The sequence below is a fragment of the Pectobacterium sp. S5 genome (assembly GCF_051707265.1).
In the GTDB taxonomy this organism is placed as follows: Bacteria; Pseudomonadota; Gammaproteobacteria; order Enterobacterales; family Enterobacteriaceae; genus Pectobacterium; species Pectobacterium polare.
On the sequence record NZ_JAULSZ010000001.1, the window covers coordinates 1148444 to 1167982 of the forward strand.

The following is a 19539-nucleotide window of genomic DNA, read 5'->3' on the forward strand; positions in this document are numbered from 1 at the left end:
GCTAATACGCGTAAAATAACCTCGCACAACAGACTATCGGTCGAACACTGATTTTTAGCTACACCAGACCGCTAATATGGCGAATTATTACCCACGGTTAGTGAATACGGAGTCTACCAAACCGTAGTCTACTGCCTCACTGGCAGAGAGGAAACGATCGCGCTCGGTGTCTCTCTCTATCGCTTCAAGAGGCTGACCCGTATGTTTCGCCATCAGCTCATTCATCTTGGCTTTCACTTTCAGTATTTCTTTGGCATGGATTTCAATATCCGTTGCCTGCCCCTGGAAACCGCCCAATGGCTGGTGAATCATGACGCGCGAGTTAGGCAGGCAAATACGCTTGCCTTTGGCTCCCGCCGTCAACAGGAACGCGCCCATGGAACAAGCCTGTCCCATACAAATCGTGCTGACATCCGGTTTGATAAACTGCATGGTGTCGTAAATAGACATACCAGCAGTAATGACGCCACCTGGAGAGTTAATGTACAGATAAATGTCTTTTTCTGGGTTTTCAGCTTCCAGAAACAACATCTGTGCCACAACCAGATTCGCCATGTGATCTTCAACCTGACCAGTCAGGAAGATTATCCGTTCTTTTAGCAGACGGGAATAGATATCGTAAGAACGTTCCCCGCGAGAGGTCTGTTCAACCACCATCGGCACTAACGCCATATGAGGTGCTTGTCTTTCTTGTTCGCCACTGTATGACATTCACGTCTCCTAGATAAAATGCGTCCGGCACTCTTAGCGTTGTTCAATCAATTGCATTGTTCAATTCTACTAGAGATAGGGGGGGATGACTACGGAACCCTGTCTCGTCCTTGCTGAACAACCCATACGGCCGAGAATCCTTACCTGCTGTGCCTACTTTTCCTCTTCAGTGAGTGGGGGCACACGCATTGTATTTCAAGCTTACACTATCAATCGTTCTCTATTAAAGAGCCAATTATTTTATTCTTAACACGTTATCGGCACGGCAACGCTGCAGTTTAACTCGTTGCCTGACCTAACAAATTCGCAGCCTGAGTTAACTGTATGACTTAATAGTAGTGCAATTTCAGGCGGTCATTCCTCGTGTATCCCCTGACAGGAACACCGGATACGACGTAGCCCAAGCGATCATCATCAGTATTGCACCAAGCAAAAAGCCCGCGCCATAAGGCACGGGCTTTTGATAGGGAAGCATCCCGCTACGCAATAAACAATGTTGATATCAACAAGGTTTATGCTGTAGTCGTTTGATTCATCAGTTCGTTGAAGCTTACTGACTTCTCAACAACTTTCGCTTTAGCAAGCACGGTTTCTACCGCTTGCTCTTCCAGAGCAACGTTACGCATGTTGTTCAGCAGCTCTTTGTTTTTGCTGTAGAACTCGATAACTTCCTGCGGATCTTCGTAAGCAGAAGCCATCTCTTCGATCAGTGCATTAACGCGTGCTTCGTCAGCTTTCAGCTCATTGCTGCTGATGACTTCACCCAGCAACAGACCGATAACAACGCGGCGTTTAGCTTGCTCTTCGAACAGCTCACGCGGTAATTCCTGCGCTTGCTTCTCGTTGCCGCCAAAACGCTGTGCAGCCTGGCGACGCAGAACGTCGATTTCGCCATCGATCAGTGCAACTGGCACGTCGATTTCGTTAGCGTTGATCAGTCCGTCCAGAACCTGAGTTTTAACACGGTTACGCACCGCGCCTTTCAGTTCACGTTCCATATTTTTACGAACTTCAGCACGCAGACCTTCCTGAGAACCATCAGCCACGCCGAAACGTTTGATGAATTCTTCAGTCAGTTCAGGCAGCTCACGTTCTTCAACTTTCTTCAGGACGATAGCGAACTGAGCCGCTTTTCCTTTCAGGTTTTCAGCGTGGTAATCTTCTGGGAAGTTCACGTTGATAGTGAATTCTTCACCCGCTTTGTGCCCAACGATGCCATCTTCAAAGCCTGGGATCATGCGATTCTGGCCCATTGCCAGAACGAAGTCAGACGCTTTTCCGCCGTCGAAGACTTCACCATCGATAGAACCGGTGAAATCGATCGTTGCACGATCTTCCGCTGCCGCAGCGCGGTCAGTTTCTTTCCAGGTCGCCTGTTGCTTACGCAGCGTGTCCAGCATGGTATCAACGTCAGCATCAGTGACTTCAACAACCGGTTTTTCAACTTCGATTGCATCCAGACCTTTCAGCTCGACTTCTGGGTACACGTCAAATTCAACAGAGTAAGTGAAGTCGCCACCTACGGCATATTCGCCAGGGATGTAGTTAGGCGCGCCAACCGGATTAATTTTTTCTTTGATGATCGCGTCAACAAAGTTGCGCTGCATCAGGTCACCCAATACGTCCTGACGCACAGAGGCACCATAACGCTGAGCAACAACATTCATCGGCACTTTGCCTTTACGAAAACCGTCAATACGTACTTTTTTGGCCGTGTTGACCAGCTCGCTCTTCACCGCACTCTCAATGATGTCAGCAGCAACGGTAATCGTTACGCGACGTCCCAGACCTTGAGTTGTTTCAACTGAAACTTGCATCTTATTACCTCAAAAAATCACAGTGATCGGTCAACCCCAAAACTATTCTCGCGACGAAAAACTCTCACGACAGCGACACTGACTCAGACTGCCGCCACCGAAGGCGTACAGCTCGAATCAACCTCGCAGAACCGGGAAATTGCCAACCCCGTCCTTGTAGTCAGAAGCGTCCCGAATACATTCAGGAAAAAATTAGACGCGTATTATAGCGATATAGAGAGGATGAGTCGAGAACGGCGGGCGGACTATTACAGCAACGGATTCACACTTTTGTCAGTAACCCGCCCTGAATATGTCAGGAACGGGCCATATTAATGACTTAAGAAAGGATGCCAGCGCCACCGCAAGGCGGTGAAGAAGGTACGGCATTTTGCAAACTGGTCCACTCTTTTGCCGTATACGTATGCAGTGCTAACGCATGCACTGACCCCGCCAGCTCCGTAGCCAGCACGGCATAGACTGCACGATGTCGCCCAATCACGCGTTCGCCCGTGAATTTATCGCTGACCAGCACAACTTTAAAATGGCTTTCTGCTCCCGCAGGCACGTTGTGACGATAACTCTCATCAGTCACTTCTAAATGAACGGGTTCAAAACCCACACGCAGCTTGTCTTCTATCGTTTCACGCATCATACGGCTACCCTTTCGGCTTGGGGAAAATTTGATATCAACGCGACATGACTGTCATTCACCGATGCCCGAATCATTATAACCTCATCGTTTTTCAACCTGTTATGCGTACAAACAGCATAGTGAGAAGAAAGCTGTACGCTACGGGTTGATATATCATCGACGGTCTTGATGTGATAAAAACGGTTTTTCCAGGTCAAAAGCGTGAAAAAGATGAATTTCAGGACAATTTACCTGCTATCGGATCTTTTTCCTGCCTGTGGCGATGATATGATATCAACAATATTTGTCAGCTCACCACACTAATCATTACTGAGAAAATACGAATGTTAAAAAAATTATTTTTCCCTCTTCTGGCCGTAATTCTGCTTGCAGGATGTGCAGCAAAAAGCAACACCTTGAACATCACACCAAAAATTAGCGTGCCTTCTCAGGATCCGACGCTGATGGGCGTAACGATTAGCATCAATGGTGCAGACCAGCGCGCCGATCAGGCTCTGGCGAAAGTGAATCGCGATGGCCAACTGATTACGCTGACGCCTTCTCGCGATCTGCGTTTCCTGTTGCAAGAAGCGTTGGAAAAGCAAATGACCGCACGCGGTTACATGATCGGAACCGGTGGCCCAGTCGCCTTGCAGATCGTGGTTAACCACCTGTACGCTGATGTCTCCGAAGGCAACCTACGCTACAACATCACCACCAAAGCGGATATCTCCATCATTTCTCAGGCGGCGAATGGCAACAAGCAGGTGAAGAACTACCGCTCAACCTATAACGTTCAGGGCGCGTTTACTGCCAATAACGAAAATATTACCAATGCCGTTAACACGGTGTTAGGCGATGTCATCAACGACATGGCGCAAGACACGACTGTAAGTAGCTTTATCAAAGAAAACGCCCGTTAATTTCTGTACGCCGCTTCCCTTGCTCCTGAACGCTCACGGAGCAAGGGAAAGGACTCTTCATGTTTAGTCGCATCATTGCTTTATTCAGCCAACGTAATTCGCTTTTTATGCTGTTGCTTGGCTTCGCTTCCGGTTTACCACTGGCATTGACATCAGGCACATTACAAGCCTGGATGACCGTCGAGAATGTCGATCTGAAAACCATTGGTTTTTTCTCTCTGGTTGGTCAAGCCTACGTCTTCAAGTTCCTGTGGTCCCCGCTGATGGATCGCTACACCCCACCGTTTCTCGGCAGACGCCGCGGCTGGCTGATTCTCAGTCAACTTCTGCTCATTGCTGCCATTATTGGTATGGGGTTTATGAACCCAGCACGCGATCTCTGGTGGCTGGCCGCGCTGGCGGTTCTGGTCGCGTTCTGCTCCGCGTCTCAGGATATTGTTTTTGATGCCTATAAGACGGATTTACTTCCCCCTGAAGAACGCGGTACGGGTGCAGCTACCTCGGTATTAGGTTATCGTCTGGCCATGCTGGTTTCAGGCGGACTGGCGCTGTGGATGGCCGATCGCTATTTCGGCTGGCAGGCCACTTATTGGTTAATGGCAGGATTAATGCTGATTGGTGTATTTGCCACCCTGCTAGCGCCGGAACCACTGAATAGCCAGCCAGCACCGCGCACCATGGAGCAAGCAATTGTTGCCCCCTTGCGTGACTTCTTCGCACGCAACAACGCCTGGCTCATTCTTCTACTTATCGTGTTATACAAACTCGGTGACGCCTTTGCGGTCAGCTTGACGACAACCTTCCTGATACGAGGCGTTGGCTTCAATGCTGGTGATGTCGGGCTGGTTAATAAGACACTTGGACTCTTCGCCACCATCGTGGGAGCCATTTACGGCGGATTACTGATGCAGCGACTCTCGTTGTTCAGAGCGCTGATGCTGTTTGGTATTCTTCAGGCGGTATCGAATGCGGGATACTGGCTGCTGGCTATCACAGACAAAAGTCTGTTCACCATGGCCAGCGCTGTCTTTCTGGAAAATCTCTGCGGCGGTATGGGAACGGCAGCATTCGTCGCACTATTGATGACGCTGTGTAATAAGTCATTTTCAGCCACACAGTTTGCTCTGCTTTCCGCCCTTGCCGCTGTCGGACGGGTTTACGTTGGCCCCATCGCAGGCTGGTTTGTCGAATCCTACGGCTGGGCATGGTTCTATCTGTTCTCGATTTTTGCCGCATTACCGGGACTGGCAATCCTGATGATTTGCCGTGAAACGCTGGAATTTACCCAGAAAACCGATACTTTTCAGTTACGCACACATTTCCAGAATTATTACAAGAAGGCCATACATGTGCTGGGATTAGGTGTGATCGTGCTGGTATTGTGGCTCATGCTGCTGATCAGCAATGCGCTGGAATGGTCCTCATTGCCTCTGTTGGCAGAATACCTGCTCGCCGCAGGCGGCACACTCGCTCTGCTGGGCATTTTCTTCGGTAGTTTGCTGGACTATCTGTCACTCCGGCGCGCGTCCAAACAGTCCGCGCACTGACGATATTCGTTCAGGCAGCACTCATCTGCTGCCTGAACCTATTACATCATTCCTTTATTTAATTATTTTTTTCATAATTATCTTGCTAGAGGGAATTTTATTTCCTCGTAAAACCCGCCAGAACTAATTTCATTCGTTATCAAAAACACAGATTGAGCAAAAAATTTCACCAAACTAAAAATAGAAAATAAGCGTTACGATACGTTGTAATTTCTTATTATCCATCCATACTCTCATCTGGGTAGCCACTTAATTTGCTGTTTTTCAATACCATTTTTATTTTGGCTATCTTTGTGACATTAAGGGCAAAAAACAGCAACAATCGGCTGACATAACCTTAATCATGTTTACAGTGCAGTAACCTTCCCGTAAAATGCCCGCTCGCATGAAATGACAATAGAGCCCTTGTTATTGAGGTCGCTAGATGAGACTCAAGAAATACAATAAAATTTTTGGGATGCTGTCTTTATTTGCAGCCACTGTTCTACTGAGCGGTTGCGATATGGCGCTGATGAACCCCAAAGGAGAAATCGGGTTAGAGCAAAGATCGTTAATACTGACTGCCATCGGGCTGATGTTGATCGTTGTGATTCCCGTTATCGTTATGACGATAGCTTTTGCCTGGAAGTTCCGTGCTTCCAATGAAAAGGCAAAATATACCCCGAACTGGTCACATTCCAATAAGATAGAAGCAGTAGTCTGGACTGTACCAATTATCATTATCGTTATTCTTGGCACCATTACCTGGAAGACGACTCACTCGCTTGACCCGTACAAGCCGCTGGTATCAGACGTCAAACCTATCAATGTCGAAGTTGTTTCGCTTGATTGGAAATGGCTGTTTGTTTACCCGGATCTGGGTATCGCGACGGTTAACGAACTGGCGTTCCCTGCCAACGTGCCTGTTGCGTTCAAGATTACATCCGACTCCGTGATGAACTCCTTCTTCATCCCTCGTCTTGGCGGACAGATTTACGCCATGGCCGGAATGCAGACGAAGCTCCACTTGATCGCTAATGAACCGGGCAAGTATGACGGTATCTCTGGCGGCTATAGTGGTAAAGGCTTCTCTGGTATGAAGTTCACCGCGATTGCCACGCCAACTCAGCAAGAGTTTGACCAGTGGGTTGCGAACGTTCGGTCGTCCCCTAAGACACTGAATACCATGGATGAATTCAACGCGTTGGCTAAACCAAGTGAATTCCATCCTGTCGAATACTTCTCCACTGTCCAGCCGGATTTGTTCAATAATATTATTCGCAAATTCACAGGCAACGACATGAACATGCAACATCATGGTGAAGGCATGAAGCCCGACGAAAACATGCAACACGGTGAGGGTATGAACATGGGCGAGCATAGCTCGCACAAAGGAGCCGAGGGATAATACGATGTTCGGAAAACTTACACTCGATGCGGTTCCGTATCACGAACCCATTATTATGGTCACCGTGGCGGCGATCATCGTTGGCGGCCTTGCGCTGCTGGCGGCAATAACCTATTTCGGTAAGTGGAAATGGCTGTGGGCCGAATGGTTCACCTCCGTAGACCACAAGAAAATCGGTATCATGTACATCATCGTCGGTCTGGTGATGATGATACGTGGTTTTGCCGATGCCATCATGATGCGTGGCCAGCAGGTGCTGGCCTCTGCCGGGCAAGAAGGCTTCCTAAACGCTCACCACTACGATCAGATTTTCACCGCTCACGGTGTCATCATGATCTTCTTCGTGGCAACTCCGTTCGTTGTTGGCTTGATGAACCTTGCGGTTCCCTTGCAGATCGGTGCGCGTGACGTTGCTTTCCCCTTCCTGAACTCCCTCAGCTTCTGGCTGTTTGTCGCTGGCGTTATCTTGATCAACCTCTCTCTCGGGGTAGGTGAATTTGCGCAGACTGGCTGGGTGGCGTATCCGCCGCTTTCAGGAAAGGAGTACAGTCCCGGCGTCGGGGTCGATTACTGGATATGGAGTCTACAGATATCCGGTATAGGTACCACGCTGACAGGTGTTAACTTCTTCGCTACGATTCTGAAGATGCGCGCACCGGGCATGACGCTGATGAAAATGCCAGTATTTACCTGGACAGCACTGTGTACCAACGTGCTGATCATTGCCGCATTCCCGATATTGACCGTTACCATTGCACTACTGACGCTTGACCGTTACCTCGGCACCCATTTCTTTACCAATGATATGGGTGGCAACATGATGATGTACATCAACCTGATTTGGGCATGGGGTCATCCTGAGGTTTACATTCTGGTGCTGCCAGTCTTCGGTATTTACTCCGAAGTGGTTGCGACCTTCTGTAAAAAACGGCTGTTTGGCTACACCTCACTGGTGTGGGCAACGATTGCGATTACGGTTCTGTCGTTCATCGTTTGGTTGCACCACTTCTTTACCATGGGGTCCGGCGCGAACGTCAACGCCTTCTTTGGTATAGCCACCATGATTATTTCAATCCCGACCGGGGTTAAAATCTTCAACTGGCTGTTCACCATGTATCAAGGCCGTATCGAATCCAACTCCGCGATGCTGTGGACCACGGGCTTCATCATCACCTTCACCATCGGTGGGATGACCGGGGTACTGCTGGCCGTACCGGGTGCGAACTTTGTCCTGCACAACAGTCTGTTCCTGATTGCTCACTTCCATAACGTGATCATCGGCGGCGTGGTGTTCGGTTGCTTCGCAGGTATTACTTACTGGTTCCCGAAAGCCTTTGGCTTCACCCTGAACGAAACTTGGGGTAAGCGCGCATTCTGGTTCTGGATTATCGGCTTCTTCGTTGCCTTCATGCCGCTGTATGTCCTCGGCTTCATGGGAATGACGCGTCGTCTGAGCCAGCAAATCAACCCTGAGTTCCACGCTTTACTGGTTGTGGCCTCCATCGGTGCGGTATTGATTGGTATCGGCGTACTGTGTCAGGTTATGCAGTTCTACGTCAGTATTCGTGACCGTGACCAGAACCGCGATCTGACGGGTGATCCGTGGGGTGGACGTACGCTGGAGTGGGCAACCTCTTCTCCTGCACCGTTCTATAACTTCGCTATCGTGCCACACGTCAACGACCGTGACGCATTCTGGGAAGCGAAAGAGAAAGGTGAAGCTTACAAGCGCCCTGCCAGCTATGAAGAGATTCACATGCCGAAGAACACCGGCGCTGGTGTGATTATCTCCGCATTCAGCCTGGTATTCGGTTTTGCCATGATCTGGCATATCTGGTGGCTTGCTATCGCTGGCTTCGCTGGCATGATTGTGACCTGGATTGTGCATAGCTTTAATCAAGACGTGGATTACTACGTGCCGGTTAAAGAAATTGAGCAAATTGAGAATCAGAATTTTGATCAACTCAGTAAGGCAGGCGTGAAACATGTCAACTGAAACTCTGACTAACCACAATACCGCCCATGCCGAGCATGGGCACCACGACGCAGGAGCCAACAAAGTATTTGGCTTCTGGGTCTACCTGATGAGCGACCTGATCATTTTCGGGTCACTGTTCGCAACCTATGCGGTACTGGTTAACGGTACAGCGGGTGGCCCAAGCGGGAAGGAACTTTTCCAACTGCCTTTCGTGCTGGTGGAAACGTTCGCGCTGTTGTTCAGTAGTATTACCTACGGCATGGCAATGATCGCCATGAATAAGGGCAACAAATCTCAGGTTAATACCTGGTTAGGCGTGACCTTCCTGTTCGGCCTGGTGTTTATCGGGATGGAAATCTATGAATTCCATCACCTGATCGCTGAAGGCTATGGCCCGGATCGCAGCGCGTTCCTGTCTGCCTTCTTCGCACTGGTCGGCACCCACGGGCTGCACGTAACGGGCGGTCTGATCTGGTTGGTCATCATGATGATTCAGGTGTCCAAGCGTGGCCTGACTGCAACCAATAAAACGCGTCTGATGTGCCTGAGTCTGTTCTGGCACTTCCTCGACGTGGTATGGATCTGTGTCTTCACCGTTGTTTACCTGCTGGGGGCAATGTAATGAGTCATTCAACAACCGATCATGCAGGTGCCAGCCACGGCAGCGTGAAGTCATATGTGATAGGTTTTGTTCTGTCTGTAATTTTGACAGTGATTCCTTTCAGTATGGTCATGAGCGGCACAGCCTCACATAGCGCCATTCTTTTCACTGTGGTGGGATGTGCCGTTGTTCAGATTCTGGTACATCTGGTGTACTTTCTGCACCTGAATACGTCCTCAGAAGAGCGCTGGAACGTGGTGGCTCTTGTGTTTGCCGTCCTGATTATCGCTATTGTCGTCGTGGGCTCCATCTGGATTATGATGAGCGCACACCACAATATGATGATCCAGTAACAGAGCCGTAAAAGATGATTAAGCAATACCTGCAAGTTACTAAACCAGGAATTATTTTCGGAAATCTGATTTCCGTTATCGGTGGATTTCTCCTTGCGGCACAAGGCCGCATTGATTATCCCCTGTTTTTCGCCACCCTCGTGGGTGTGTCGTTAGTCGTTGCATCTGGCTGCGTGTTTAACAACGTCATTGACCGCGACATCGACAAGAAAATGGAGAGAACCAAAAATCGGGTTCTGGTAAAGGGACTGATTTCGCTGAAGGTAACGCTGGTTTACGCATCGCTGTTAGGTATTGCGGGCTTTGCTCTGCTTTACATCGCGGCTAACCCGCTGGCCATGTGGCTGGCGGTGATGGGCTTCGTCGTGTATGTCGGTGTGTATAGTCTGTACATGAAGCGGCATTCTGTTTATGGCACGCTGATTGGCAGCCTGTCTGGCGCGGCACCACCGGTTATCGGTTATTGTGCCGTCAGCAACCAGTTCGACGCTGGTGCGTTGATTCTGCTGCTGATCTTTAGCCTGTGGCAGATGCCGCATTCATACGCGATTGCGATTTTCCGCTTCAAGGATTATCAGGCCGCCAACATCCCGGTTCTGCCTGTTGTGAAAGGTATCTCCGTTGCGAAACACCACATCACGCTGTACATCGTGGCGTTTGCGGTAGCGACGCTGATGCTGTCTCTCGGCGGCTATGCTGGCTATAAATATCTGATCGTTGCCGCAGCAGTTAGCGTCTGGTGGTTGGGTATGGCGCTGTCAGGCTATAAAAATGCGATTGATGACCGCGTATGGGCAAGAAAACTGTTTGTTTTCTCCATTGTCGCGATTACGTCACTGAGCGTCATGATGTCTGTGGATTCAATGGCACCAGCGCATGAAATTATGCTGACCTACCTGCGTTAATCACAAGCAGCGTTACAGGCATTTAATAAAAACAGGTGGCTCGTCCGCCTGTTTTTTTATGACCAGCTTCCTGCACGCGTCCTTCGTCTCGTCGCAAGGACGTTAAAAACGTTCCCTGGTTTTTTTATGTCGAGCTTCCTGCTCTCCCCCCTTCGGGCCGTCGCAAAAGCGACGTTGAAAAACGCTCCCTGCGTTTTTTTCTTTCCCCTCCCCTACTTTTTCCTCCGCCAAATCACGTAACAAACCTATCGTTTACTGTCTGACCAAGAACACACTAAAATAGGGCAATTGCTTTTCAGAGGTATACATGAACGATAATAAAATGACCCCTGGCGAATTACGCGCCACATGGGGCTTGGGAGCCGTTTTTTCACTGCGCATGCTTGGCATGTTTATGGTGTTGCCCGTCCTGACAACTTACGGCATGGCCTTGCAGGGCGCGAGTGAAGCGCTGATCGGTATTGCGATTGGTATTTACGGCTTAATGCAGGCTATTTTCCAGATTCCCTTTGGTTTGGTCTCCGATCGTATCGGTAGAAAACCGCTGATCGTCGGGGGGCTGCTGATATTTGCACTCGGCAGCGTCATCGCCGCACTGAGCGACTCCATCTGGGGCATCATCCTTGGTCGGGCATTGCAGGGCGCTGGCGCGATTTCTGCCGCCGTCATGGCGCTACTTTCCGACCTGACGCGTGAGCAGAACCGAACCAAAGCCATGGCGTTTATCGGCGTCAGCTTTGGTGTCACCTTTGCTATCGCCATGGTCGTTGGGCCTATCGTTACTCACGCCTTCGGTTTACAGGCGCTCTTCTGGGGCATCGCCCTTCTGTCACTCGCTGGCATTGTCATCACGCTGACCCTGATTCCTTCTGCGCCTGCACACGTCCTGAATCGAGAATCGGCGATGGTACGCGGCAGTTTCCGTAAAGTGCTCGGCAATAGCCGCCTGCTGAAACTGAATATCGGCATCATGTGTCTGCATATTTTATTGATGTCGAGCTTCGTCGCCCTGCCGCGCGTAATGGAATCTGTGGGCTTGGCACCGCAGGACCACTGGAAAGTCTATCTGGTCACGATGCTGATCTCTTTTGTCGGCGTCGTGCCTTTCATTATTTATGCTGAAGTGAAAAGGCGAATGAAGCAGGTCTTCATCGGCTGCATCGTGGTGCTGATCGCCGCAGAAGTTGTCCTGTGGAAGGCAGATAACCACCTCTGGCAAATTATCATCGGCGTACAGCTGTTCTTCCTGGCCTTCAACGTCATGGAAGCCCTGCTGCCCTCGCTGATTAGCAAGGAGTCGCCTGCGGGATACAAAGGCACCGCGATGGGCGTTTACTCCACCACGCAGTTTATCGGTGTGGCCATTGGCGGGAGCATCGGCGGCGGACTGTTTGAGCTTTATGGTGCCTCTGCCGTGTTTATGGCAGGCGCGGCGATTGCGGCCATCTGGCTACTCGTCAGCGTCACCATGCAGGAGCCGCCTTATCTCAGTAGCCTGAGAATCGCGCTGTCCGATTTAGCATTGCAGGATAGTGAATTGGAACAGAAAATTCGCACCCAGCCCGGCGTGGCCGAAGTGGTTATCGTGCCGGATGAATACAGCGCCTACGTGAAGATCGACAACAAAAAAACCAATCGGCAGCAGTTAGAACAATTAGTGGGTCAATCCTAACGCATCATGCAAAAGGCCAGCTTTCGCTGGCCTTACTGTTCATCGGCGGATGACTAACCGTATCAATCGCGGAAGTTGGTAAACTGGAACGGTTGCCCCAGATTTCCACCGCGAATCAACGCCATCACACCCTGTAAATCATCCCGTGATTTACCGGTGACACGAACCTGTTCACCTTGAATCTGCGCCTGCACTTTCAGCTTGCTGTCTTTAATCAGCTTGATGATTTGCTTGGCCAGCGTCGTTTCAATGCCTTGCTTCAGCTTCGCTTCCACGCTGTACGTTTTTCCGCTGTGTTCCATCTCTTCTGGGATCTCCAGCGCACCGCCTTCAATACCCCGCTTAACCAGCTTTTCGCGCAGAATATCAACCAGCTGTTGTACCTGAAAATCAGACTCGCTGGCCACTTTGATACTCTGTGATTTCTCATTCAGTTCAAAGCTGGCCGGAACATTGCGAAAATCCCAACGGGTGCTCAGATCGCGTGTCGCATTTTCCACCGCGTTACGGACTTCCTGCATATCAATTTCCGAAACAATATCGAAAGATGGCATAATTCGCTCTCCTGACAAATTTGGCTGGCGAGCATAATAACCGCTCTTCTGCGATAAGCAAGATGCCAGACACGATCCCGATTTTTACTCTGCATCAGGTAAACAGGCCGAATAACACAAGATCGTGACATGAATGATAGCCTATGATGGCAGAACAACCGCGCCCGCATCGAATAAGGGAGACACACATGAAGATCACCGTTCTTGGCTGTGGCGCGCTGGGGCAACTTTGGCTCGCCGCGTTACATCAGCAAGGGCATGATGTCCAGGGATGGCTGCGCATTCCGCAACCGTATTGTCCAGTCAATGTCACGATGCTGGACGGTCAGCACTGTAATCTCAACCTGACAGCGAACGATCCCGATCATCTTGCCCAAAGCGAACTTCTGCTGGTGACGCTCAAAGCCTGGCAGGTTTCCGATGCCGTTACCGTGCTGTTGCCGCAGCTCAACCCGCATTGCACGATTCTGCTTTTACACAACGGGATGGGCACACGAGAAGAATTGCCGTCGCTGCCGCAGCCACTGGTGCTCGGTATTACCACTCACGCTGCCAGACGCGATGCAAATAACGTCGTACACATTGCGGCAGGCACAACACATATTGGCACGTTTAACGGTGACAGTAGCCAAAGCCATTTAGCTGAAGTGCTGCATCAGGCGTTGCCGGATGTGGCCTGGCACACCAACATTAGCGCTACCTGCTGGCTGAAACTGGCGGCTAACTGCGTCATCAATCCGCTCACGGTGAAATATCACTGCACCAATGGCGAGCTTTCTGCCTACCCGGAACTGATTGTGTCACTTTGTCAGGAAGTGGCCAGCGTCATGGAACGAGAAGGCTTCCACACATCGCCAGATAGCCTGCTGCTCTACGTGAACCAAATTATTCAGAACACGGCAGCAAACACCTCATCGATGTTGCAGGACATCATCGCTCAGCGACATACCGAAATTGATTACATTACCGGGTATTTACTGCACCGTGCGCGTCTCCACGGGCTGATGCTCCCCGAAAATGCCCGTCTGTTTGACTACATTAAGCAAAAGGAAAATGATTATGACCGCATCGGCACTGGTGTGTCTGGCACCTGGTAGTGAAGAAACTGAAGCCGTCACGACCATCGATTTGCTTGTCCGAGCGGGTATTCAGGTCACGCTTGCCAGTGTAGCCAGCGATGGCAATCTGGAAATCGTCTGCTCACGCGGGGTAAGGCTGCTGGCGGATGCCCCACTGGCTACCGTCGCCGATCGGCCTTTCGATGTGCTGGTGTTACCGGGCGGCCTGCAAGGTGCGGAGTGCTTCCGCGATAGCCCAATACTGGTGGAATGCATTCGACAAGCACATCTGGAAGGGAAAATTGTTGCTGCGATGTGTGCAACACCTGCGCTGGTGCTGGAATATCATCAGCTGTTCCCTGTCGGAAACATGACGGGCTATCCTGCGTTTAAGGATAAGATTGCACCAGAAAAATGGATGGAAAAACGTGTCGTCTACGATCCACGGGTGAATCTGTTAACCACACAAGGGCCAGGAACCAGCATGGATTTCGCGCTAAAGATCATCGATTTACTGCTGGGAAAAGAAAAAGCCGCCGAAGTCGCCGCACAGCTCATCCTGCCGCCGGGAATTCATAATTATCGCGATTGAGGCTGACGAAAAAGGCGCTTGCGCGCCTTATTCTATTACGGACGGTATACCTTCACATTGCTGAAACCTTGCTCACGCAAGTACAGCGCCTGCAAGCGGCTCATCACGCCACGCTCGCAGTAAAGTAGATAGGTTTTACTCTGATCCAAATCGCCAAACTGCGTACCCAGCTTGTAGAACGGTAAGGATTTGATTTCGATCTGATCCAGCTCAAGCGGTTTATCGTCCTGTTCATCCGGCGCGCGGATATCCAACAGCACGTCAGTTGGCGCAAACGACGCGACCGTTTCGACTTCAACCACCTCTTGCTTGGTCTGCTCGGCGATCTCACGGATATCAATATTCCGTGCTTCACTCACCACGCGATCCAGGATAGCAAAATCAAAGTGGCCTTCTTCAGCCTCAATCTTCGCTTTCACTGCCTTCACCGTCGGGCTTTTCGAGATCACACCACAGTATTCCGGCATCGTTTTGGCGAAGTCTTCCGTCCCCAGCTCACGAGCCTGTTTGATAATGTGCTCTTTATCATGAGAAATCAGCGGGCGAAGAATCAGCGTGTCGGAGGCATTATCGATCAAACGCAGGTTGGTTAGCGTCTGACTGGACACCTGCCCTAACGCTTCACCGGTCACCAGCGCCTGAACACCGTAACGCTCAGCAACTTTGGAGGCCGCACGTACCATCATGCGCTTTAAGACAACACCCATCTGGCCGTCGTCAACCTTCTCCAAAATTTCACCCACGACAGGATCGAAGTCGATGGCAATAAAACGCACCCGATGCGAGCTACCAAAACGGTTCCACAGATAGTGTGCTACCTGCTTCACACCGATCTCATGTGCAGCACCGCCAAGGTTGAAGAAGCAGTAATGCACGCGGCATCCACGACGCATCAACATATAGCTGGATACGCCAGAGTCGAAACCACCAGAAATCAGTGATAACACATCTTCCTGCGTACCGATTGGGTAACCACCGATCCCTTCGCTGCGGCCTTTAATCAGCAGCAGGCGGTCCTGCTCGATTTCCAGATGCACGGTGACCTGCGGTGTCGTGAGGTTAACTCGCGCCGTTTCAATATGCTGGTTCAAACCGCCGCCGACGTAGCGTTCCACGTCCTGAGAGCTAAATTCATGCTTACCGCGGCGTTTCACTCGCACACAAAACGTCTTGCCTTCCAACCGCTCACGATACAACGCCAGCGCCTGTTCAAAGATGTTATGCACATCGGTATAAGAATGATCTTCAACTTCCAGAATATGGTGAATACCTGGAATTCTTGTTAGCGCATCACGAATCGCTCCACGCTGATTTTCATCTTTGGCACGAACTTCGATATGATCCCAGTGACGGACAACCGCCAGCGTTTCATCATAGTGTTTTAATACGTTGCGAATGTTTCCGGTTAGAATCTTGATAAAGCGCAACCGCACAGATTGGCTCTTGATGGTGATTTCCGGGAACAATTTAATGATAAACTTCATGGTGGCTGTCGTTACTTGGTCAGAAAGGCGTAAATAAATTTACCCTGAGCACTAAAATCACGTTATCGGTAAAATCAGCCAGAACAGAGATGATTTTACCAATAGCATCCAGGGCGCGGAGTATATCATTATATGAAGATATACTGTGCGCTTTAACCGTATAATTGTTGCGCATCCACAGATGACCACACGCAACACCACGCTCTGCCGCCACAAGCCAACGGCGTATAACACCAGGATTCTGAAACCACTATGCCTAAGAAGACCGAGCAGCCAGTCAGCTTTGAAAGCTCGCTGAACGAACTGGAAAAAATCGTTACCCGTCTCGAATCAGGCGAACTGCCGCTGGACGATGCGCTAAATGAGTTTGAGCATGGCATCCAGCTTGCTCGTCAGGGGCAGCAAAAACTGCAACAGGCAGAACAGCGCGTACAAATCCTGCTGAGTGACGATCCCGAGGCGCCGTTGTCACCGTTTACGCCGGATAACGATTCGCTATGACCGATTTCAGCACGCAATTGAATGCACATTACCAGCGCACTAACCGTATGTTGGGGCATTTCATCGCCGATCTCCCCTTTCAGAGTAGTCCACTGGTCAATGCGATGGAGTATGGCTCACTCTTAGGAGGCAAACGCCTGCGCCCGTTTCTGGTTTATACTACTGGCGAACTGTTTGGCGTGCCGTTAGAGAGTTTGGATGCCCCCGCTGCGGCAGTAGAATGTATCCATGCTTATTCACTGATTCATGACGATCTGCCGGCAATGGACGACGACGATTTACGCCGCGGACAGCCAACCTGCCACATCAAGTTTGGCGAAGCGAATGCCATTTTGGCAGGCGATGCATTGCAAACGCTGGCATTCTCCATTTTGGCCGATGCACCGATGCCGCAGGTCTCTGACCGCGATCGGCTGGCGATGCTCTCAGAATTGGCTCATGCTAGTGGTGTAGCGGGCATGTGTGGTGGTCAGGCTTTCGATCTGGAAGCGGAAGGCCATCAGGTCGATCTGGCCGCGTTAGAGCGGATTCACCGCCACAAAACCGGTGCATTGATTCGCGCCGCAGTCCGATTAGGCGCACTGGCTGCTGGTGAAACAGGCCGCGCTGCGTTGCCCCATCTGGATCGTTACGCTAACGCGATTGGGCTCGCTTTTCAGGTTCAGGACGATATTCTCGATGTTGTTGGCGACAGCGCGACAACAGGCAAACGTCAGGGTGCAGACCAGCAACTAGGTAAAAGCACCTATCCCAGTTTACTGGGGTTAGATAACGCACGAAAAAAAGCACAGGAGCTCTATCAGGAATCACTGGCATCGCTTGACGATCTCGTCGCATCCAGCTCAATTCCCCTGAATATTGCCCCACTACAAGCGCTGGCGAATTTCATCGTTGAACGCGATAAGTAATTACCTAATGAGTCTCTAATGAGTTTTGATACCGCGAAGTACCCTACATTGGCGTTAGTGGAAACACCGGATGAACTTCGGTTGTTGCCAAAAGAGAGCCTGCCAAAGCTGTGCGATGAGCTGCGCCAATATCTGCTGGACAGCGTCAGCCGTTCAAGCGGCCATTTTGCTTCAGGGTTAGGGACGGTTGAATTAACGGTTGCACTGCATTACGTCTATAACACCCCTTTCGATCATCTGGTGTGGGATGTCGGCCATCAGGCTTATCCGCACAAGATCATTACCGGCCGTCGCGATCGTATTTCAACGATCCGCCAAAAAGGCGGTTTGCACCCTTTCCCATGGCGTGATGAAAGCGAATATGACGTATTAAGCGTCGGGCATTCATCCACCTCAATCAGTGCCGGACTGGGCATGGCCGTTGCGGCCGAGCGTGAAGGCAAAGGCCGTCGTACCGTTTGTGTGATCGGCGACGGCGCGATTACCGCAGGCATGGCCTTTGAGGCAATGAACCACGCGGGCGACATTAAATCCGATTTGCTGGTTGTGTTGAACGACAATGAAATGTCGATTTCAGAAAACGTCGGTGCACTGAACAACCATCTGGCGCAGCTGTTATCCGGCAAGCTCTACGCCAGCCTGCGTGAAGGCGGTAAAAAGGTCTTATCTGGCCTGCCGCCCATCAAAGAGCTGGTGAAACGTACCGAAGAGCATCTTAAAGGCATGGTCGTGCCGGGCACGCTATTTGAGGAACTGGGTTTTAACTATATCGGCCCGGTTGACGGTCATGACGTTCAGGCGCTGGCGCATACGCTGAAAAACATGCGCAGCCTGAAAGGCCCACAGCTCCTGCACATTATGACGAAGAAAGGCAAAGGGTACGCCCCTGCCGAGCAGGATCCGATCAGCTGGCACGCAGTGCCGAAATTCGATCCGGCCAGCGGCACATTGCCGAAAAGCAAAGAAGGTGCCCAACCCACCTATTCCAAAATCTTCGGTCAATGGCTACAGGAAACGGCTGCCAAAGACAGCAAGCTCATGGCGATCACACCTGCAATGCGCGAAGGTTCGGGCATGGTGCAATTCTCCCGCGACTATCCACAACAATATTTTGACGTCGCAATTGCCGAACAGCATGCCGTAACGTTTGCTGCGGGTCTGGCTGTCGGTGGCTATCATCCGGTTGTCGCCATTTACTCTACTTTCCTGCAACGTGCTTACGATCAGGTCATCCACGATGTCGCGATCCAGAATCTACCCGTTCTGTTTGCTATCGATCGCGGCGGTATTGTTGGTGCGGATGGACAAACGCATCAAGGTGCGTTCGATCTCTCTTTCTTACGCTGTATCCCGAACATGATCATCATGACGCCCAGCGATGAAAATGAGTGTCGCCAGATGCTGCACACGGGCTATCACTACCAGAAGGGCCCTACGGCAGTGCGCTATCCGCGCGGAAACGGTACGGGTACGGAACTGACACCACTATCAGAACTGCCAATTGGTAAAGGCGTGGTACGTCGTCAGGGCGAAACGATCGCGATTCTGAATTTCGGGACGCTATTGCCGGAAGCTCAGATTGCAGCAGATAAGTTGAATGCCACGCTTGTCGACATGCGTTTTGTTAAGCCGCTGGATGAAGCGTTACTGGAAGAGCTGGCGCAGTCTCACAGCACGTTTGTGACGCTGGAAGAGAATGCGGTCATGGGCGGCGCAGGGAGCGGCGTGAATGAATTCCTGATGGCGAAACGCCTTGCTGTCTCGGTGCTGAACATTGGGCTACCGGACGTCTTTATTCCACAAGGTTCTCAGGAAGAAATCCGTGTCGATCTGGGTCTGGATGCCGCTGGCATTGAGCGCAGAATCACGCAGTGGATGGAATAAGCGACTCACGATAACCGGGGCACATGGCCCCGGTTCAATAATAATGTCAGT

At 50.8% G+C, this 19539-nt stretch carries 18 protein-coding genes; 13 read left to right on the forward strand and 5 right to left on the reverse strand.

Annotation, left to right across the window (positions count from 1 at the left end; translation table 11 throughout):
• Positions 1-87 precede the first annotated feature (87 nt).
• The 3 genes from clpP to bolA form a co-directional block, all read right to left on the reverse strand.
• On the reverse strand, positions 88-711 hold the full coding sequence (gene clpP / locus QWJ20_RS05200) for an ATP-dependent Clp endopeptidase proteolytic subunit ClpP (RefSeq protein WP_010282141.1): 624 nt from the start codon (positions 709-711) through the stop codon (positions 88-90).
• A gap of 512 nt (positions 712-1223) precedes the next feature.
• Positions 1224-2528 (reverse strand): trigger factor, encoded by a 1305-nt coding sequence (gene tig / locus QWJ20_RS05205; RefSeq protein WP_174877678.1) that lies wholly within the window; start codon positions 2526-2528, stop codon positions 1224-1226.
• A 319-nt stretch (positions 2529-2847) separates the two neighbouring features.
• Complete coding sequence (gene bolA, locus QWJ20_RS05210) at positions 2848-3162, reverse strand: transcriptional regulator BolA (protein ID WP_039485477.1); 315 nt, start codon at positions 3160-3162, stop codon at positions 2848-2850.
• Positions 3163-3485: 323 nt separating this feature from the next.
• Between bolA and QWJ20_RS05215 the strand changes: the two genes are divergently transcribed.
• The 8 genes from QWJ20_RS05215 (at position 3486) to QWJ20_RS05250 (ending at position 12507) form a co-directional block, all read left to right on the forward strand.
• On the forward strand, positions 3486-4064 hold the full coding sequence (locus QWJ20_RS05215) for a lipoprotein (RefSeq protein WP_010304166.1): 579 nt from the start codon (positions 3486-3488) through the stop codon (positions 4062-4064).
• Positions 4065-4123: 59 nt separating this feature from the next.
• On the forward strand, positions 4124-5611 hold the full coding sequence (gene ampG, locus QWJ20_RS05220; protein ID WP_226300598.1) for a muropeptide MFS transporter AmpG: 1488 nt from the start codon (positions 4124-4126) through the stop codon (positions 5609-5611).
• Between the two features lie 424 nt (positions 5612-6035).
• Positions 6036-6998, forward strand: coding sequence for a cytochrome o ubiquinol oxidase subunit II (cyoA, locus tag QWJ20_RS05225; protein ID WP_433992011.1), 963 nt, complete (start codon positions 6036-6038; stop codon positions 6996-6998).
• Between the two features lie 4 nt (positions 6999-7002).
• Positions 7003-8994: a cytochrome o ubiquinol oxidase subunit I gene (gene cyoB, locus QWJ20_RS05230; RefSeq protein ID WP_039485471.1), complete on the forward strand. Its 1992-nt coding sequence runs from the start codon at positions 7003-7005 to the stop codon at positions 8992-8994.
• Positions 8984-9598 (forward strand): cytochrome o ubiquinol oxidase subunit III, encoded by a 615-nt coding sequence (locus QWJ20_RS05235; protein WP_095698760.1) that lies wholly within the window; start codon positions 8984-8986, stop codon positions 9596-9598. Before cyoB ends, QWJ20_RS05235 begins: the two co-directional genes overlap by 11 nt.
• Positions 9598-9930 (forward strand): cytochrome o ubiquinol oxidase subunit IV, encoded by a 333-nt coding sequence (locus QWJ20_RS05240; protein ID WP_039490482.1) that lies wholly within the window; start codon positions 9598-9600, stop codon positions 9928-9930. The genes QWJ20_RS05235 and QWJ20_RS05240 overlap by 1 nt, the downstream gene beginning before the upstream one ends.
• Before the next feature lie 14 nt (positions 9931-9944).
• Positions 9945-10835: a heme o synthase gene (gene cyoE, locus QWJ20_RS05245; RefSeq protein WP_010282097.1), complete on the forward strand. Its 891-nt coding sequence runs from the start codon at positions 9945-9947 to the stop codon at positions 10833-10835.
• A gap of 307 nt (positions 10836-11142) precedes the next feature.
• Positions 11143-12507 (forward strand): MFS transporter, encoded by a 1365-nt coding sequence (locus QWJ20_RS05250; RefSeq protein WP_039485465.1) that lies wholly within the window; start codon positions 11143-11145, stop codon positions 12505-12507.
• A gap of 62 nt (positions 12508-12569) precedes the next feature.
• Here QWJ20_RS05250 and QWJ20_RS05255 read toward each other — a convergent pair whose 3' ends face one another.
• On the reverse strand, positions 12570-13061 hold the full coding sequence (locus tag QWJ20_RS05255; protein WP_005976012.1) for a YajQ family cyclic di-GMP-binding protein: 492 nt from the start codon (positions 13059-13061) through the stop codon (positions 12570-12572).
• A 188-nt stretch (positions 13062-13249) separates the two neighbouring features.
• Here QWJ20_RS05255 and panE point away from each other — a divergent pair, with 188 nt between their 5' ends.
• Together panE and yajL are read left to right on the forward strand one after the other, a co-directional pair.
• Positions 13250-14158 carry a 2-dehydropantoate 2-reductase gene (gene panE, locus QWJ20_RS05260; protein WP_433992012.1) on the forward strand — a complete coding sequence of 303 codons (909 nt, stop codon included), beginning with the start codon at positions 13250-13252 and terminating at the stop codon, positions 14156-14158.
• Complete coding sequence (yajL, locus tag QWJ20_RS05265) at positions 14121-14711, forward strand: protein deglycase YajL (protein ID WP_010282087.1); 591 nt, start codon at positions 14121-14123, stop codon at positions 14709-14711. Before panE ends, yajL begins: the two co-directional genes overlap by 38 nt.
• Before the next feature lie 35 nt (positions 14712-14746).
• Here the strand turns inward: yajL and thiI are convergent, their stop codons facing one another.
• Positions 14747-16195, reverse strand: coding sequence for a tRNA uracil 4-sulfurtransferase ThiI (gene thiI, locus QWJ20_RS05270; RefSeq protein ID WP_095993934.1), 1449 nt, complete (start codon positions 16193-16195; stop codon positions 14747-14749).
• Between the two features lie 252 nt (positions 16196-16447).
• On the opposite strand from thiI, the gene xseB reads away from it, so the two are divergent.
• The 3 genes from xseB to dxs are packed head-to-tail and all read left to right on the forward strand — an operon-like array spanning position 16448 to position 19488.
• Positions 16448-16696: an exodeoxyribonuclease VII small subunit gene (gene xseB / locus QWJ20_RS05275; protein ID WP_010282080.1), complete on the forward strand. Its 249-nt coding sequence runs from the start codon at positions 16448-16450 to the stop codon at positions 16694-16696.
• On the forward strand, positions 16693-17604 hold the full coding sequence (ispA, locus tag QWJ20_RS05280; RefSeq protein WP_109411833.1) for a (2E,6E)-farnesyl diphosphate synthase: 912 nt from the start codon (positions 16693-16695) through the stop codon (positions 17602-17604). The genes xseB and ispA overlap by 4 nt, the downstream gene beginning before the upstream one ends.
• A gap of 18 nt (positions 17605-17622) precedes the next feature.
• Entirely contained in the window at positions 17623-19488 is a 1866-nt protein-coding gene (gene dxs / locus QWJ20_RS05285; RefSeq protein WP_039485456.1) for a 1-deoxy-D-xylulose-5-phosphate synthase, read from the forward strand.
• The last annotated feature ends 51 nt before the right edge of the window (positions 19489-19539 follow it).

Coding starts and splice junctions, on each gene's coding strand:
- dxs (WP_039485456.1), top strand. CDS start 17,623: ATGAGTTTTGATACCGCGAAGTACCCTACATTGGCGTTAGTGGAAACA.
- QWJ20_RS05250 (WP_039485465.1), top strand. CDS start 11,143: ATGAACGATAATAAAATGACCCCTGGCGAATTACGCGCCACATGGGGC.
- QWJ20_RS05240 (WP_039490482.1), top strand. CDS start 9,598: ATGAGTCATTCAACAACCGATCATGCAGGTGCCAGCCACGGCAGCGTG.
- thiI (WP_095993934.1), bottom strand. CDS start 16,195: ATGAAGTTTATCATTAAATTGTTCCCGGAAATCACCATCAAGAGCCAA.
- panE (WP_433992012.1), top strand. CDS start 13,250: ATGAAGATCACCGTTCTTGGCTGTGGCGCGCTGGGGCAACTTTGGCTC.
- cyoE (WP_010282097.1), top strand. CDS start 9,945: ATGATTAAGCAATACCTGCAAGTTACTAAACCAGGAATTATTTTCGGA.
- xseB (WP_010282080.1), top strand. CDS start 16,448: ATGCCTAAGAAGACCGAGCAGCCAGTCAGCTTTGAAAGCTCGCTGAAC.
- QWJ20_RS05255 (WP_005976012.1), bottom strand. CDS start 13,061: ATGCCATCTTTCGATATTGTTTCGGAAATTGATATGCAGGAAGTCCGT.
- yajL (WP_010282087.1), top strand. CDS start 14,121: ATGACCGCATCGGCACTGGTGTGTCTGGCACCTGGTAGTGAAGAAACT.
- cyoB (WP_039485471.1), top strand. CDS start 7,003: ATGTTCGGAAAACTTACACTCGATGCGGTTCCGTATCACGAACCCATT.
- ampG (WP_226300598.1), top strand. CDS start 4,124: ATGTTTAGTCGCATCATTGCTTTATTCAGCCAACGTAATTCGCTTTTT.
- clpP (WP_010282141.1), bottom strand. CDS start 711: ATGTCATACAGTGGCGAACAAGAAAGACAAGCACCTCATATGGCGTTA.
- bolA (WP_039485477.1), bottom strand. CDS start 3,162: ATGATGCGTGAAACGATAGAAGACAAGCTGCGTGTGGGTTTTGAACCC.
- cyoA (WP_433992011.1), top strand. CDS start 6,036: ATGAGACTCAAGAAATACAATAAAATTTTTGGGATGCTGTCTTTATTT.
- QWJ20_RS05215 (WP_010304166.1), top strand. CDS start 3,486: ATGTTAAAAAAATTATTTTTCCCTCTTCTGGCCGTAATTCTGCTTGCA.
- QWJ20_RS05235 (WP_095698760.1), top strand. CDS start 8,984: ATGTCAACTGAAACTCTGACTAACCACAATACCGCCCATGCCGAGCAT.
- ispA (WP_109411833.1), top strand. CDS start 16,693: ATGACCGATTTCAGCACGCAATTGAATGCACATTACCAGCGCACTAAC.
- tig (WP_174877678.1), bottom strand. CDS start 2,528: ATGCAAGTTTCAGTTGAAACAACTCAAGGTCTGGGACGTCGCGTAACG.